At 41.0% G+C, this 16382-nt stretch carries 13 protein-coding genes; 11 read left to right on the forward strand and 2 right to left on the reverse strand.

The genetic code is table 11. From position 1 onward, the window contains the following. The first annotated feature begins 521 nt into the window (after window positions 1–521). The 3 genes from MHH63_RS27075 (at window position 522) to MHH63_RS27085 (ending at window position 3789) form a co-directional block, all read left to right on the forward strand. Window positions 522–1925 carry an ABC transporter substrate-binding protein gene (locus tag MHH63_RS27075; RefSeq protein WP_341172275.1) on the forward strand — a complete coding sequence of 468 codons (1404 nt, stop codon included), beginning with the start codon at window positions 522–524 and terminating at the stop codon, window positions 1923–1925. A gap of 80 nt (window positions 1926–2005) precedes the next feature. After that, the gene (locus MHH63_RS27080) at window positions 2006–2923 is read left to right on the forward strand and encodes a carbohydrate ABC transporter permease (protein WP_341172276.1); all 918 of its coding nucleotides are present in this window, start codon (window positions 2006–2008) and stop codon (window positions 2921–2923) included. Further along, window positions 2920–3789, forward strand: a complete 870-nt coding sequence (locus tag MHH63_RS27085) for a carbohydrate ABC transporter permease (RefSeq protein ID WP_076125340.1) — start codon at window positions 2920–2922, stop codon at window positions 3787–3789. Before MHH63_RS27080 ends, MHH63_RS27085 begins: the two co-directional genes overlap by 4 nt. A gap of 232 nt (window positions 3790–4021) precedes the next feature. Here the strand turns inward: MHH63_RS27085 and MHH63_RS27090 are convergent, their stop codons facing one another. Then, on the reverse strand, window positions 4022–4453 hold the full coding sequence (locus MHH63_RS27090; protein ID WP_339190086.1) for a hypothetical protein: 432 nt from the start codon (window positions 4451–4453) through the stop codon (window positions 4022–4024). Between the two features lie 343 nt (window positions 4454–4796). Here MHH63_RS27090 and MHH63_RS27095 point away from each other — a divergent pair, with 343 nt between their 5' ends. The 4 genes from MHH63_RS27095 (at window position 4797) to MHH63_RS27110 (ending at window position 9724) form a co-directional block, all read left to right on the forward strand. After that, window positions 4797–5534: a CPBP family intramembrane glutamic endopeptidase gene (locus MHH63_RS27095; protein WP_076305013.1), complete on the forward strand. Its 738-nt coding sequence runs from the start codon at window positions 4797–4799 to the stop codon at window positions 5532–5534. A 114-nt stretch (window positions 5535–5648) separates the two neighbouring features. After that, entirely contained in the window at window positions 5649–6800 is a 1152-nt protein-coding gene (locus MHH63_RS27100) for a PdaC/SigV domain-containing protein (RefSeq protein WP_248547750.1), read from the forward strand. A gap of 396 nt (window positions 6801–7196) precedes the next feature. After that, window positions 7197–8594, forward strand: coding sequence for an MATE family efflux transporter (locus tag MHH63_RS27105; RefSeq protein ID WP_076302143.1), 1398 nt, complete (start codon window positions 7197–7199; stop codon window positions 8592–8594). 323 nt (window positions 8595–8917) lie between these two features. Beyond that, window positions 8918–9724 carry an AAA family ATPase gene (locus MHH63_RS27110; RefSeq protein WP_179086319.1) on the forward strand — a complete coding sequence of 269 codons (807 nt, stop codon included), beginning with the start codon at window positions 8918–8920 and terminating at the stop codon, window positions 9722–9724. Between the two features lie 102 nt (window positions 9725–9826). On the opposite strand, the gene MHH63_RS27115 is transcribed toward MHH63_RS27110, so the two are convergent. Next, window positions 9827–10864 (reverse strand): LacI family DNA-binding transcriptional regulator, encoded by a 1038-nt coding sequence (locus tag MHH63_RS27115; RefSeq protein ID WP_076185350.1) that lies wholly within the window; start codon window positions 10862–10864, stop codon window positions 9827–9829. 464 nt (window positions 10865–11328) lie between these two features. On the opposite strand from MHH63_RS27115, the gene MHH63_RS27120 reads away from it, so the two are divergent. From MHH63_RS27120 to MHH63_RS27135, 4 genes are all read left to right on the forward strand, one after another. Beyond that, entirely contained in the window at window positions 11329–12249 is a 921-nt protein-coding gene (locus MHH63_RS27120) for an ABC transporter permease (protein WP_076185370.1), read from the forward strand. A gap of 17 nt (window positions 12250–12266) precedes the next feature. After that, window positions 12267–13148, forward strand: coding sequence for a carbohydrate ABC transporter permease (locus tag MHH63_RS27125; RefSeq protein ID WP_036675818.1), 882 nt, complete (start codon window positions 12267–12269; stop codon window positions 13146–13148). 61 nt (window positions 13149–13209) lie between these two features. After that, window positions 13210–14823: an ABC transporter substrate-binding protein gene (locus MHH63_RS27130; protein WP_076193509.1), complete on the forward strand. Its 1614-nt coding sequence runs from the start codon at window positions 13210–13212 to the stop codon at window positions 14821–14823. A gap of 57 nt (window positions 14824–14880) precedes the next feature. Continuing rightward, window positions 14881–16362 (forward strand): glycoside hydrolase family 32 protein, encoded by a 1482-nt coding sequence (locus MHH63_RS27135; RefSeq protein ID WP_280752630.1) that lies wholly within the window; start codon window positions 14881–14883, stop codon window positions 16360–16362. The last annotated feature ends 20 nt before the right edge of the window (window positions 16363–16382 follow it).

The raw sequence follows: 16382 nt of genomic DNA on the forward strand, positions 1-16382 counted from the left end.
TTCGATAACATAGCGGGAAATCACTAAGGAGCTGGAGATCTCACGCAGTTATGTTTCGAGAAGAGAAAAACGGCGTTGCTGCATACAGCAGTGTATGTGTATAAATGCTAAATAGGCAGAGCAGTGCTTCTACCAGTGGGGTAGGAGGGCGGCTCTGCTTATTGTCGTTACTGCAAGTGAATATTTTGGATCAGCTGATTCTGCCGTTTTTATGAAAAAGATGATTCTTTAAAGGTTGGAATTTTTAAAAATCAGGTTGAAAAATGCTATTTTCCCTAAAAGAAAATCATGACACAATAATAATAAAGCGCTTACTTCATTAAAACATCCCAAGTTCATGAAGACTCTATACCACTTTTTGAAAATATTTACGATATTAAAAGTCGTATCTGCTGGCCGAAATTGCGGATTCCAAGCAAAGGTTGAAATTATTAAAAAAGTTGGTACTAAACGTTTAACTCAATAACTTAAGGGGTCAAACGGTTAGACATATCTATGTAATTATGAAGGGGGAGAGGGAAATGAAAGCAGGTAAAGCATTCGGGGTAGGTATTCTTTCAACTGCACTAGCGTTAAGTGTCATTGGCTGCGCGAAAGACGAGACAAACACAGCAACCAAGGCATCTGATGCACCCAAAGCATCTGAGAACGCAACCTCCAAGCCTGAGGAGAAGGTCAAGATTATCTATTCGATGTGGGGAAGTGCGGAAGAGGGAAATGTAACCCAGGGAGTGGCGGATAAGTTTAATGCTTCTCAAGACAGAATTGAAGTAGAAGTACAAGCAATTCCTTGGGAAAACTACATGACTAAGCTGAATACAATGGCTACGGCAGAGCAATTGCCTGATACAGGGATGCTCAGAGAAGATGGGGTCGTTCAGTGGTCTACCCAAGGCATGCTGAATGATGTAAATACAATGTACGAAGGAAGCGACAGCAAACCACTGGATAGCTTAGCCTACAAATATCAAGGGAAAACCGTAGCCTACGCGGCTGCCAATGAAATCTTACTCCTCTATTACAACAAAGATATGTTTGACAAAGCCAATGTACCCTATCCCCCAGCCGCTTTAGACAAAGCGTGGACATGGGACGAATTTGTAACAACAGCAAAGAAGCTGACCCTTGATAAAAATGGTAAACATCCTGATGAGAGTGGATTTAATGAGCAGAGTATCGTACAGTTTGGCGCATCCGTTGAAAACTTACCATGGCAGCTTGAGACCTGGGCGCTTGGTAATGGTGGAGGGTTCTATTCGGGTGATGGGACTGAGGTGAGAATTGGAGAAGACGCCAGTATAGAGGGAATTCAGAAGGTTGCAGATCTTTACTTGAAGGATCATGTTGCTCCGTTGTCTGTCGGACAGACTGATGATGGCATTCAACGAACCATCATCGCGGGAACTGTTGCCATGGCTACTAACGGTGCGTGGAACGTGGGAACTAGTCTGAATACGGCCAAGAATGAAGGCTTGAACTATGGCGTTGCAGTATTGCCTTACATGAAGGAAAAGGTTACCCTCAACACGGGTGGCGCCAATGTCGTCTTCTCCCAGACTAAGCATCCAAAAGAAGCGATGGAATGGCTGAAATGGTACAACTCAGAAGAAAATAACTGGGGCCTCATTAGCTCGGGGATCTGGATGCCGACGCTGGAGAAGTGGTACACGGATGAGACCCTTACCCGTAAATGGGTCGAAAATCCTAACTTCCCTGTTTATGACGAATATAAATCTGCAGTAGTCGACTATGCGCAATCCCCTGCTGTGAAGCCCGCGGCGTGGTTCTATACGAATCATACGACAGAGTTTAACACCTTGCTCGGGTCGGTTCTAGGGGATGTATGGACTGGAAAGACGACCGCTAAGGATGCTATTTCTAAAAATCTCGATGCGTTGAAAACAGCCCATTCAGGCAATAAGTAGTCCGTAAAAGAATGGCCGCTGCCAAGCTCACACACGCGGCGGCCATATTATGATCTTCAGATGGGGAGATAGAGATGGAAATGATTAATAAATCTCCGAAACGTCGTTCACGTATTCATGCAGGTGAGGCACGAGCCGCGTATGTATTATTGATCCCTGCCTTCATTGGGCTGATCTTTCTAACGTATCTACCTCTTATTGGGGTGCTTGGGATCAGCTTAACGAATTGGACGGGACTTTCAGACCCGAAATTTGTTGGCTTCGAGAATTATATTAATCTATTTACCACTGATCCTTATATTAAAGATTCGATTATCGCTACGGTCTACTTTGCCGTCTTATCGGTAGTTGGAGGCATGATTTATTCACTTTTTATTGCGATGCTACTGAATCGTAAAATTCCGGCAAGAGGGTTTTTCCGAGCTGTTTTCTATGTACCGTACGTTTTGCCGGCAGCCGCAATATATGTAGGATGGTCCTGGTTATACGAAGCTAATTTTGGATTTTTTAACTTTATTCTCTCTGAGATGGGTTTGAACAAAGTTTCTTTTATCGCGGATTCCAGCTATGTCATTCCATCCCTATCCTTGATCTCGGTTTGGCTGTCAGGTAACTTAATTGTTATTTTCTTAGCTGGGCTGCAAAATGTTCCGGTCGTCTACCATGAAGCGGCTGAAATGGATGGTGCGAATGGATGGAAACGATTCTTGCATATCACTTTACCGTGCATGTCGCCCATTATCTTTTACAATTTGCTAATGAGCTTGATTGCCAATCTCCAAATTGTTACGCCGGCTCTTTCATTAACGAATGGGGGCCCGGGTAATTCTTCACGCTTTTTAACTTATCTGATGTATGATCAAGCTTTTGTAAATTATAAATTGGGGTATGCTTGTGCGACAACAGCCGTTATTTTTGTTATTCTTGCAGGCTTTACTGGTGTATTATTCAAAACCTCCAACCTATGGATCTTTAATGAAGGAGGCGATGACAAATGAGTGTAGCCTCATACGGAAGATTAAAGAGCAAAAAACGTAATAATCAATGGATGAACCTGATCTCGTTTGTCGTTGTTATTTTTTTTACTATACTCGTGCTCTTTCCAATCTGGTGGATATTTCGCACGTCGCTCATGTCGAATGCCGAGATATACCAATATCCGCCTTCACTGCTGCCAGGAAATTGGTTGTTTTCAAACTATGCAGAAACGCTAGAGATCTTTAAGTTTTGGAAATATTTATGGAATACTATGATTATTATTGTACCCGCCTGTTTGGCAGGAACCTTTACAGCGACCTTATGCGGTTATGCCTTTGCAAGACTACGTTTTCGGGGCAAAAAATTGATTTGGGCTCTTTGTGTCGGTTCGATGCTTCTACCTGCCATGGTTACACTTATTCCGCTGTATATTGGGTGGACGAGAGGCTTAGGTATCCATGACAGCTATCTGCCGTTGATTTTGCCTTATTTCTGTGGTGGCGGGGCTTTTAATATCTTTTTGATTAGGCAGTTTATCATGTCTATTCCGAGAGAGCTTGATCAAGCAGCAACGATCGATGGCGCTGGATATTACCGCATTTTGTTCAGCATTATTATGCCGGCCATTAAATCTGCGATGATCGTCGTCGCATTATTTATCTTTATTGGTTTATGGAATGATCTACTTCAACAGATGATTTACATAAACTCAAGCGATAAGTATACGATAGCCTTGGGACTAACCGCCTTTAGAGGCCAACTAAAGCAGGACTGGTCGCTTACGATGGCGGCTACGTGTATGTCCTTTGCGCCGGGCGTCATTTTTTATCTGATTGGTCAAAAATATTTCGTAGAAGGAATCACGTTGACAGGACTGAAAAATTAGCTCCAATGTACACCCATCCGTTAAATTACAGAGCCTCATCATTTTCTTGTATGCCACTTCAAAATAACACTGGTCATTGTATTGAAAACGAAATCCTGATGCACTTATCGATATCCTTGGCTCCGAAGCTGTATCATGAGTTCTATAAGGCGAACATGATAAAGAAGCAACTTATCTGCGGATAAGTTGCTTTTTGACGATACGTCATTCTTTAGCTAATTCGGCTCTTTTATTATTCAGAGCGGTTCTGCTCAATCATTAGGTTGTACCTCTTCAAAAGCAGCTTGTTGAAAAAATAAAAACATAACCCGTTAAGGAATCCTATTACGGTTGAACTGAATGCCGAGATTAGATATCCTTCATTTTCTACATTTGAAACAAGGTTAATGACAATAATTGAAAGAATGAGACTGAAAGCAAAACCTCCCAAGGAGAAATATAACAAATTGAGTAGAAAAACTCCTCTTCGCTTTTTAATCAAGCTTTCAATAAAATCATTTAAATAGATAATAAGTAAAATACCATAAACTAATAATAGGGCAATAAGCCCATAGAAACCAGCAGGTGGTGGCTTATCCGCAAGAGCAAAAAAGATGACAGTCCAAAAAAAGAAGAATGTGAAGAAATTTATCGTTTTAATTTTTTTTAACAGCTTCAGGTCCATAACATTGGTAAACCTCGCTTTTTAGTTTTTTAACAAGGGAACTGTTTATTCTATTATTACCTGTCTATTTTATCAAAACAACATAATTATTTCTGAAATAGATTCATTTTTTTAAAAACATTTTCATGAATTTGCAAAATTAAGCGATGAATTAATTTCAGTTTATTTAAAACTTGTGTAAATATTGTAATTTTTTTCTGAAAATTTTGTAAATGTTTCAGAAAAAAATGGGGGTATAGTGTGATAGTACAAAAAACAGCTGACTGTATTTCTATTCTCCGCATCATTGGTTTTAGTATTCAGAGAGTATAGCTTTTCATTATTTTCAGGAAGGATTTGATTAATGATGAGTAAAAGTAATTTTTTTAGATTTGAGCGTAAAAATGATGATTTTCCGTTCTACAGTGAACTGCAATCCCCTACTCTAAATTTGAAAACCAGCCTAATATTTCTGATAGCTGTTGCTGCAGGTTTTGCATTGTTTCTTATTGGGTTTGGAGGTACTTATGGACATCCTTTTATAAATGTGATTTTCCCATTAGCAGCAGTTATCTTTGTTGCACGGAGTCAGTGGACATTACTTTTCAGAAAATTAGTTGCTAAAGATATTATATTAATTCTTGGGACGTACATTGTAAATCTTATTGTGACCTATGGTGTTGGTTTTATTATTACGAAATTATTTAATTTTAGTGCAAATCCAGTGAGTGAAGGATTCAATGGTAATTTTTCCGATACAATTACGACGTTCCTGACAATGCTCCCGATGCTGTTTGGAGAAGAATTAATAACGATCCTTCCATTCTTAGTCATTTTGTACTTAGGAGTAAAAAAACTTAAAATGAACAGAAAGTCTGCGATTATCTTAGCGTGGATTGTAGTATCCATTATTTTTGGCGCATACCATTTACCAACTTATAATTGGAATATTGCACAAGCCATTCTCGGTATCGGCATTGTACGGATTGTCCTGCTCTATCCATACATTAAGACTAAAAACATTTGGACATCGTTTATAGTGCATGTGCTAAATGACTGGACACTTTTTGGATTTGCCTTTATGGTTTCAATGCATCATTGATTAGCGAATTCCATGTAAAAATTGTAATCTTTTTCTGGAAATACTGTAAACCATCCGGGAAATGACGGGATTATAGTGTGATAGTAAGAAAATGACTAAAAGGAGATCTTCAAAATGGAAACTCAAGTTAAAAAATTCACAACTAAAAAGCGGATGTCCGTACTTCTATTGTCAGCAGCACTGGCTGCAGTTGGCACAGCGGCGGCTTTACCCGTGTCTGTCGGATCAGTTCATGCTGCAGCCACTACTGCAACAATAACCTCCAGGGTGAATGTCCAGGTTAAAGGTAAAGCAATCGGGACTCAGGCTTTCCTAAGCCCATTAGGTAATACACTCATTCCGCTTAAAGACGCAGCGCAAGCATTAGGTGCAGCTGTTAAATATGATAACAAAAATCATAGTGTAGAGCTTACCCTGGGAGAGAATACTGTAAATTATTCATTGGATATCGACAGTGCACTTGTAAAGTTAAATGGAAGCGGTCTGGGACAAAGATACGAAGCTCAGGTAATCGGAGGAACTTCTTTTGTTGCAGTGCAAGCCTTGGTTGAACCTTTCGGATATTTGGCCCAATGGAACGGACAAACCCGTACTGTCAATATCACGAATGCAGGAATGAATGAACTGACTATAACTGCCGGTAAACTCCAGTCTTCTAATTCCCATAAGGATGTAACCATCAATATCGTATATCCAGTTGTATCGCAGCTTGCGAATCAAAATGCCGAAGCGGCAATTAATAAAGCGGTGAAAGCTCAGGCACAGAAGTTTCTAGATGCCTCGGAAAAACAACTGGCTAAGTCTGGTGCTCCAGCGGAAGGAGCGACATACGATTTCGAACTGGCCTACAAGGTGACTTACAATCAAAATGGAGTGATTAGCTTCCTGCTTACCAATTATCAATACCTCGGCGGAGCTCATGGAGGCGGCTCACAAACAGGTCTTACTTACTCTCTGCAGGATGGTACGACAATGAAGCTGGGAGATTTGCTGAAATCCAACAGCAATTACAGTCAGGTTATTAAGAAATCACTTCAAGAACAAGTCCAAAAAGGTACTGAGTCTTCTATCTACTCTATTGACCTGTTCAATAAGTTAACTAAAGATGCTAATGCATACCTGGATAACTTCTACTTGACTAATGCAGGATTCACTGTGTTTTTTGTTCCAGGTGATATAGCAGAAAGTGTTGTAGGCAGTCCTGAATTCAAATTCACATGGGCTCAGTTCCTTTCGAATAATGCGGATCCGTTCGCTGCTTATTAGGTCGGTTTTTGACTTCAATCGTTTTTTTTCATCGTTACTTTATCACAAAAGAGTTTTTTTTAAAGCAACTTGCCAACTGGGGAGTTGCTTTTTTTGTTGAGTTAAGTAGGGGGGACTAAATGATTGCCTAGCATTCAAAATTGACCATGTACCGGAAACTTGCGGAGCCGCGACCACTCCTGCTGCAGTTTTTTAATAGAATGGAAATGAGAGGGGGCTATTCCGGGGAGATTTATATAAGTTCAAAGATAAAATCCTATATGAGATAGAAACAATCCTTTTTGCGGTAGTTGCTAGCCAACATGTCTTATAGACTAGTTAATGCAAGGAGTCCCGTATAATTTTTGAACGACGACTTTGCATATTCAGTCAAAAGAAGGAGAGAAAATTCATATTATGAACACAGTAACACAGATAAACAACAGCAAAGACAAGCAGACGCATTTTATTCTCAACGGTAATCTTTGGAATATTATGGTCCAGTTATCATGGCCCGCTATCATCGCAATGGTCCTCTATGGCTTAAATGCGGTTATTGCCGCTGTATTTGTGGGAAGATTTGTCGGAGAGGAAGCACTGGCTGGGGTATCGGTAGCTTATCCATTAACCCAGATCAGCTTGGGACTGGGCTCCTTGATTGGGGTGGGTGCCGGTTCTGCTTTAAGTTTAGCCCTCGGCAGGCAGGACAAAGAAATGCAGAAGCGTTTGATGGGGAATGTTAATTATCTGTCCATCCTTGTAACGCTTGTCTATATGGTATTGGGTTTGCTTTTCTCTACACAGCTGGTGCGAATCATGGGAGGAGAAGGGGAAACTCTGGCTCTTGGAGACAGCTATTTTAGAATTACGGTGATTGGTTCATTTTTCTGGATTTATGGACTGGCTGCCAACATGATTGTACGTGCCGAAGGGAAAATGAAATCGGCAGCCGTGGTAATGGGCATTGGACTGGCAGTTGATGTATTGTCCAATTATATTCTGGTAGCCTGGCTGAATTTTGGAGTAGAGGGTGCTGCCTGGGCTACAAATATCGGGATGCTGGTCTACACCTTGCTGGGATGGATTTATTTTGGCAAAGGATTTGCCTCATTCCGAACGAATGTCTTTGCAATCTATCGGGATGCTGCCACAATCAAATCCATAATTGGTCTGGGAATGTCCTCTTTCATTATGAACTTTATGAATCTGGTACAGGCTGTTGTAGTATTTAATGCACTGTCGAGATACGGGACTACAGCAGATATTGCATTTTATGGAGTGGTTTTTCGTGTATTCACCTTCCTGTTGACGCCGATATTCGGATTAATGCGCGCCTTGCAGCCAGTCATCGGCATAAATTTTGGAGCAGAACAGTATGAGCGCGCCATCAAAGCCTATAAAATATTCACACTCGTTTCCATGCTGCTGACTTTGCCTTTCTGGATAATTTCCATGATCTCGCCGGCTTCCATTCTGGGGCTGATGCTGCCGGATCAAATCTTTAAGACCAGCGAAATGTTATATTTCCGGTTGAACATGGCGGTTCTGCCGTTATTGTCGCTCATTTTTATGGCCATGACCTTTTTCCCTGCGATTAATAAAGGGAAACCGGCGGCCGTTATCGGCATCACCAGACAACTTGTTTTTTATGTGCCAGTGATGCTTGTTTTGCCAAGATGGTTAGGCGTCTCCGGAGTATATTGGGGTTCGCTTGTAATTGATTCTGTGGTTGTAGTGTGGACGGTAATCCTGGTAACTAAGGAATTCACCCGGCTCAGAGCTAAGTCCAAGCTAGCCAGGACTTACAATATGTGAACGCAAAATGCTGGAACTTCTGCTTTGCCTGGATGGCCGATTTAATAGATATACCCTAAAAGAGCCTTGGAATTATAAAGGCTCTTTTATGTGCTACTGGTTGACATAATAAACAAAAAGAAAGTATGATATTTTAAATCGTAATAATTACGAATAAATACAATGTGGAAGATGAATTGATTTGTGGATAACGAATGGTCACAAGCGGACTCTATCGTTCCTCACGAGGACTTCGAACGGCAATTAGAGCAGGTTGAACTGGATTCAGAAAGGATCTTTTGGATTTCTTGAAAATAACCATTTTAAAGGAGCTTCAATAAATAATGAATAAAAGCAGCACCAATCAACGTCTACCCAGAGCAAAAGGGATTGATATGGGTACCTATTATACACCCAAAGAATGTGCCAAAAAGGTTAGACATCTGATCCTACCCGATATGAATCGAAAGATTGTCGAAGAATTCATCACAATCTTAGGTATGAGGGAAAGATTTGAAGAGCATCGAGTTCCAATTCCAAATAAAGTGGTTATGTATGGTCCACCGGGCACAGGGAAAACACTGACGGCATTTTATATGGCTCAAATGCTGGAGCTTCCACTTATCCTAGTTCGACTTGATGCAATTATTCACAGTCATTTGGGCGAGACTGGAAGTAATATCCGGAAAATATTTGAGTATGCCAAAGCATCTCCTTGTGTTCTTTTCCTGGATGAGTTTGATGCCATTGCAAGAACACGGGAGAGTAATGACGAGGTTAAAGAAATGGCTCGTGCGGTGAATACACTGCTGCAATGTCTCGATGATTTTGGTGACAATAGCATTTTTGTAGCAGCGACGAACCTAGAAAATGAACTGGATAGAGCTATTTGGCGAAGGTTTGATACAAAAATGATTTATGCTAACCCGGATGAATCAAGTAGGCGTCAATATGTCGAACTGTTAATTAATGACTTTGAAAGTGAAGCTGGGCTGCTGGAGGAAACATGCGAACGTCTTTCCGGTTGCAGTTTTGCTGATATTGAACAAATTGTCCTGAAAGCGAAACGTAAGGCGATCATAGAGCATTGTCTGCTAAAAAGTGAGCATATTGTTCTTTCTTATGAAGAATACAATCCTTCCTTGAACTAATTGTGGGATTATAAATACAGGAAATTGTAATTGGAACAATTCAACGAAAAAAAAGAACCCCAGCGACGGAATTTTTAATCGCTTGGGTTCTTTTTAAATTCATCAACTGATATTAGGTGTAGATTCTCTTAGGATGAGTTTGGTATAAATATGAGAAACCTGATAGGGTTGCTTCGGATCATGAATTCGGGAAAGTAGCATTTCAGCTGCTTTGACACCCATCTGATTACTATAAATATGAACAGTGGTGAGATGGGGTTCTACAATGCTTGATTCAGGACCATTATCAAAACCACAAATGACGAGGTCATTAGGAATGGAAAGCATATTTTTGAGTGACTTCATAAAGGTAACCGCGATATAATCGTTAGCACACACGAAAGCAGAAGGAAGCTGATTGATTTGGCTTAGCTTAGCATCTGCCCACTCCGGACTCGAAAAAAATAGTCGATCGTCATCGAGAATACATTGTGAGAGATCAAGCTGAATCCCAGATTCTATCAATGCGCGATTAAAGCCCACCCATCTTTCATTAAAACTCCTACAGTGATTATAGTCTCCGATGAATCCCAGTGATGTGTAACCGCCATCAATTAACTTTTTTGTAAGTTGATATGTGCTGTGTTCGTTTTCCATGAGAAGTACATCTGCTTGGAATTCAGGGTAGCAGATATCGGCAGAGCAGTCGATGAAAATAGTTGGAATGCCTAGACTTGTAATCAGCTTACTATATTCGGAATTGAACAACTCAATACAAATAATTCCGTCTACATTGGCGACATCAAAATTATTTGGAAGAGACAAGGACTCCTGATCAATGTCTCTTATAATGTGCATGGATAAATTATATCCTTCTGCACTGATTCGTTTCTCCATGCCACTGATCAGTTTCGATCCAAAGTGGGAAGTGTTAGGTAAGTTTTCTGTTAATAAAGCGATGTTTCCAGAGTTTCTTGGTTGAACACTCTCGGTGTCCATAAAAGCAAATTGTTTATATTTTAACTCTATCGCTTTCTTTATAACCTTGTTTCTGGTTTCATCAGGTATACCATTCGTTCCATTTAAGGCTTTGGAAGCTGTATTTCTAGAGATTCCTAAAGCATCCGCGATGTCTTGTATGGTTACTTTTTCCCTGGCCATCTATGTAATTCACCTCTATATTCTTGTTCTTAACCTTCGCCACAAATAGTGTACTATTTGTCATGATTCCAACTCTCTTTAATGTATATTAGTTTACTCAAAATAGCAATATAATATTTACAAATGCACAATTTAGTTTACATTTTACCAGTGGGTAAGTGTGCGAAAAAGGTAGTTTTGTTTTCGTTTTAATGAGAATATGTTGACTTAAAGTATGCAATCCTATTTAAATTGGCTGTATTTGTAATTTTGTAAAATTTAAAGCGTCATTTATGAACAAAATATTTTGTCATATGCACATAAATATTTTTACAAAATGTATTGACGAACGATTAAGTGTTTGGTAAATTGTAAAAGCAGCAGGACATAAGCCAATTGAAAGCCCTTACTGCATCAAGATATAAACATTGATAAGAACGGAGGTAAAGGCATTGCAAAACCTAATAGAAGCTGAACACAGAACAATGGTGACCAAACATAAGAGCTCCTTACTAGACTATCTAAAGAAATACTACTTTCTTTATATTTTGCTCGCACCAGCTGTGATCCTGACCCTGATTTTTAAATACGGTCCTATGTATGGTGCGATTATCGCCTTTAAAGATTTCAGCCCAATCAAAGGGATTATGGGGAGTGAATGGGTAGGCTTGTACAACTTCGAGAAATTCCTTTCATCCCCCAACTTCGAAGTTATCTTTATGAATACGCTTAAATTAAGTTTCTTCGGATTAATTCTGAGTTTTCCAATCCCAATCCTGCTTGCGTTGATGTTAAATCAAATTCGCCGTGCAGGCGTCAAAAAGAACATTCAGTTGTTCTTGTATGCACCTAACTTTATTTCTGTTGTCGTTGTGGTCGGGATGTTGTTTATCTTCTTGTCCCCAACGGGACCGATTAACCAGTTTTTTACCTGGCTTACAGGTGAACCAATCATGTTCATGTCTCGTCCGGAGTACTTCCGTTCGATCTACATTCTTTCTGATATTTGGACCGGAGCCGGTTGGGCATCCATTATTTATGTAGCAGCACTTGCTAATGTCGATCCTGAGTTACATAATGCAGCCAATCTTGACGGCGCTAATCTTCTACAAAGAATACGCCATATCGATTTGCCAACCATTCGTCCAATTATGGCTATTGTATTTATCCTTGCAGCTGGTGGGATTATGTCCATTGGTTTCGAAAAAGCCTATCTCATGCAAACGGCGATGAACTTGCCAACCTCAGAAATCATTCCGACTTACGTTTATAAAATTGGTTTGCAGTCGGGCGATTATGCCTATTCAGCCGCAGTAGGGTTGTTTAACTCTATCATCAACATCGTCTTGCTCGTCACCGTTAACTTCACCGTGAAGAAACTGAATGAGGGCGAAGGTCTTTACTAAGAAAGGAGCAACAAGCTATGCCCATTAAACATTCCGGATTAGATCGCTTTATCGTCGTGCTGAACGCGATCTTCCTGACACTGGCTGTACTTATCATTGTACTTCCTTTGATTTATGTAGTGATTGCATCTTTTATGGATCCATCAGTTCTGCTCAGTAAAGGATTATCATTCAACCTTTCGGACTGGTCATTAGAAGGGTATATAAAAATTCTTTCTAATCCGGCCATGATCCGAGGTTTTGGAAACTCTGTTTTATACTCTGTTTCATTTGCTATGCTTACCGTTCTCGTCTCAATCTGTGCAGGGTACGCACTGTCTGATGACAGGCTCAAAGGAAAAGGATTCTTCATGACCTTGTTTATTATCACCATGTTCTTTGGAGGTGGGCTTATACCTACATACCTGCTCGTTAAGAACCTTGGTCTGCTTGATACAGTCTGGGCGGTGATTATTCCAGGGGCAGTCAATGTATGGAACATCATTCTCTCTAGAACTTTCTTCAAAGGAGTACCGAATGAAATGAAGGAAGCCGCTAATGTCGACGGAGCTTCGGAGATGCGGATTTTCTTCAGTGTCGTATTACCGCTCTCCAAACCGATTGTTTTCGTGCTCGCTCTTTATGCTTTTGTGGGCCAGTGGAATTCCTACTTTGACGCCATGATCTATTTAGATAATCCGAATCTTCATCCACTGCAGCTCGTGTTGCGGTCCATCTTGATCCAGAATCAGGTAGATCCGGGCATGATCAGCGATCAACTCGCCATGGCGGAAATGAAACGATTGTCTGAAATCATCAAGTACGCTGCCATTGTTGTTTCCAGTTTGCCACTTATTGTTATGTATCCGTTCTTCCAGAAGTACTTTGAAAAAGGTGTTATGGTCGGTTCCCTTAAGTAGGAAACAGGCTGCACATAGATAAAGATTAATTCATTCATATCTAATTTGGAGGTCATACCCTATGAAAAGAATTAAGAAATCAAGAGTATCAACGAAAGTAGCTTCTGCATCTGTACTTGCTTCGTTTATGTTCCTTACTGCATGCGGTGGCGGAGGAGGAGGGGGAAGTGCAGCTAGTAAAGAACAGGACGCCAGCGGTAAAGTAACTTTGAACTTTATTACGCAAAGCTCTCCACTTGCACCCGTTGATCCAAATGAAAAACTGATTAATAAGCGTCTTGAAGAAAAGACGAATGTTCATATTAATTGGAAGAATTTCACGAAAGACGTATTTGTTGAAAAAAGAAACTTGGCTGTGGCAAGCGGCGATCTTCCTGATGCAATTTTTAATGCGGACTATAGCGACTATGAGCTGCTCAAGCTTGCTAAAGATGGTGCCATTATTCCGCTGAATGAGCTTATCGAGAACAATATGCCCAACTTCAAAAAGGTGCTGGAAGAAGCACCGGAATACAAGAGTATGATTACGGCACCAGACGGTAATATTTATGCCTTTCCGTGGATCGAAGAGCTGGGCAATGGCAAAGAAAGAATCCAGGCGGTAGACAGTATGCCTTGGATCAATGTGGAATGGCTTGAGAAGCTGGGCCTTGATATGCCTACAACAACAGAAGAATTAAAAGAAGTATTAATTGCCTTCAAGACAAAAGATCCAAATGGCAATGGTAAGGCTGACGAAATTCCTTTGTCCTTTATTAACAAGCCTGGAGCAGAAGATCTGGTTTTCCTATTTGCTTCATTCGGATTGGGGGAGAACCCCGACCACGCGGTTGTAAGCAATGATGGGAAGGTAATATTTACGGCGGCACAAGATGATTACAAAGAAGCCGTTTCTTTTATTAACGAGCTGTATAAAGAAGGACTCATTGATATTGAAGCCTATACACAGGACTGGAGTACTTACCTTGCAAAAGGGAAGGATCAGAGATACGGACTTTACTTCTCATGGGATAAAGCCAACATCACTGGAGCAAATGACATTTACGAGGTTATGCCTCCACTTGCTGGACCAGATGGTGAAGTTAACGTAACAAGAACGAACGCGCTTGGTTTGGGCAGAGGTAAGATGGTTGTTACTAGCGCCAATAAGAACTTAGAAACGACAGCGAAATGGGTTGATCAACTCTACGATCCGATTCAATCTGTACAGAACAACTGGGGAACGTATGGAGACGATAAACAGCAAAATATCTTCGAATTTGATAAAGAAAAAGAAATGCTGAAGCATTTGCCGCTGGAGGGTGCAGCTCCTGTAGAACTACGTGAGAAAACAAGTGTCGGTGGACCCTTAGCTATCCTTGATTCCTATTATGGCAAATACACAACCATGCCGGATGATGCCAAAGGCAGAATGGATATTATCAAGAACATCATGGCGCCTAAAATGAAAGCAGAAAACGTAATGCCGAGTGTATTCCATTCCATTCAAGAGCTTGATCGCCTTACGACAATTGAGACGGATCTTTTTGCCTACGTGCTTAGAATGCGTACTGAATGGTACCAAAACGGTAAAGTCGAAGCGCAGTGGGATGAATATTTGAAAGAATTGGACCGTCTGGGCCTGCAAGAATGGCTTGAAATTAAACAAGGCGGCTATGACAGAGCAAGCAAATAATAAACTATAAATAATATACGGTAAAGACCGTGTTCGGGAGTAAAGGAGAAAACAATAATGTCTACGATTGCGAAACAAAATTACCGCGGAGTGTATCATTTTTCCCCTAAGGAAAAGTGGATGAATGATCCAAACGGAATGGTTTATTTTGAGGGTGAATATCATTTGTTCTTCCAGCACCATCCAGGTGGAATGACTATGGGCGCTATGCACTGGGGCCATGCGGTCAGCAAGGATCTGGTTACATGGGAGGAGCTGCCTATCGCTCTTGCTCCAGATGAGTTAGGTATGATTTTTTCCGGCAGTGCCGTAGTTGACTGGAATAATACGACTGGATTTTTTGAAGATAAACCAGGTCTAGTAGCGATTTTTACACACCATTTGGATATGCCGGAAGGCAAGCCAGCCATTCAGCGTCAAAGCTTGGCTTATAGTAAGGATAACGGAAGAACCTGGACGAAATATGATGGAAACCCGGTGCTTGAACATGATACATTCATTGATTTCCGTGACCCGAAAGTATTTTGGAATAAAGATACTAATCAATGGGTGATGATTGTAGCTTGTGGTCAAACGGTGTGTCTATATCATTCTCCTGATCTGATGAACTGGACATTTGCCAGTGAATTCGGAGAAGGAATCGGTTCTCATGACGGGGTATGGGAATGCCCGGACTTGTTCCCGCTGGCCATTGATGGCGATCCTTCGAACACGAAATGGGTGATACTAGTGAGCATCGGTGCGGATCCCGCTTTTGTGGAAGGATCAAGAACACAGTATTTTACAGGGGATTTTGATGGAGAAGTGTTCACGCCAGATGAAGATTCGATAAAAGTTCGCTGGCTTGATTATGGAAGAGATAACTATGCAGGTGTAAGTTGGTCCGATATACCGGCGGAAGATGGAAGAAGGCTATTTATCGGCTGGATGAGCAACTGGATGTATGCTAACAAGACACCAGCAGAAGAATTCCGTGGCGCGATGACAATTGCAAGAGAACTTCAGCTCGAATCAAGACAAGGGGGAACCTTTCTTGTGCAGAAGCCGGTCCAAGAGTTGGAATCAGCTCGTGTACAAGTCCTTTCTATAAAAAATGCAACGGTGCAAGAAATCAATACTCTTCTTAAAGAGATTCACTTGAAATCTTATGAGATTATAGCTGAGTTCGCTCGGGGTAAATCTGTAGGTTTCAAGGTAAGAGTTGGTGCGGATGAACAAACAGTGATCGGTATCAACGGTGAGACAGAGGAACTTTATGTAGACCGGAAGGCTTCGGGCCAGCATGATTTCCATGAACATTTCGTAGGACATCATTCAGCCAAACTCGCAGCGCTTGATGAGTCAAATGATCTCCGTATTTATGTGGATCGCTCTTCCGTTGAGGCGTTTAGTAATGGAGGTCAGGCAGTGATTACGGATCTTATATTCCCTGGACTAGAATCTAAAGGTATTGCTGTGTTTGCAGAAAATGAGAATGACTTGCTGATTTCCCTGGATATCTATGAGCTTACTCTCTCTGCTGAGCAAGACAAGAATTAGTCACCGAGAGGAGTCTTGTA

This window comes from Paenibacillus sp. FSL H3-0310 (assembly GCF_038002785.1).
Classification (GTDB): domain Bacteria; phylum Bacillota; class Bacilli; order Paenibacillales; family Paenibacillaceae; genus Paenibacillus_AQ; species Paenibacillus_AQ odorifer.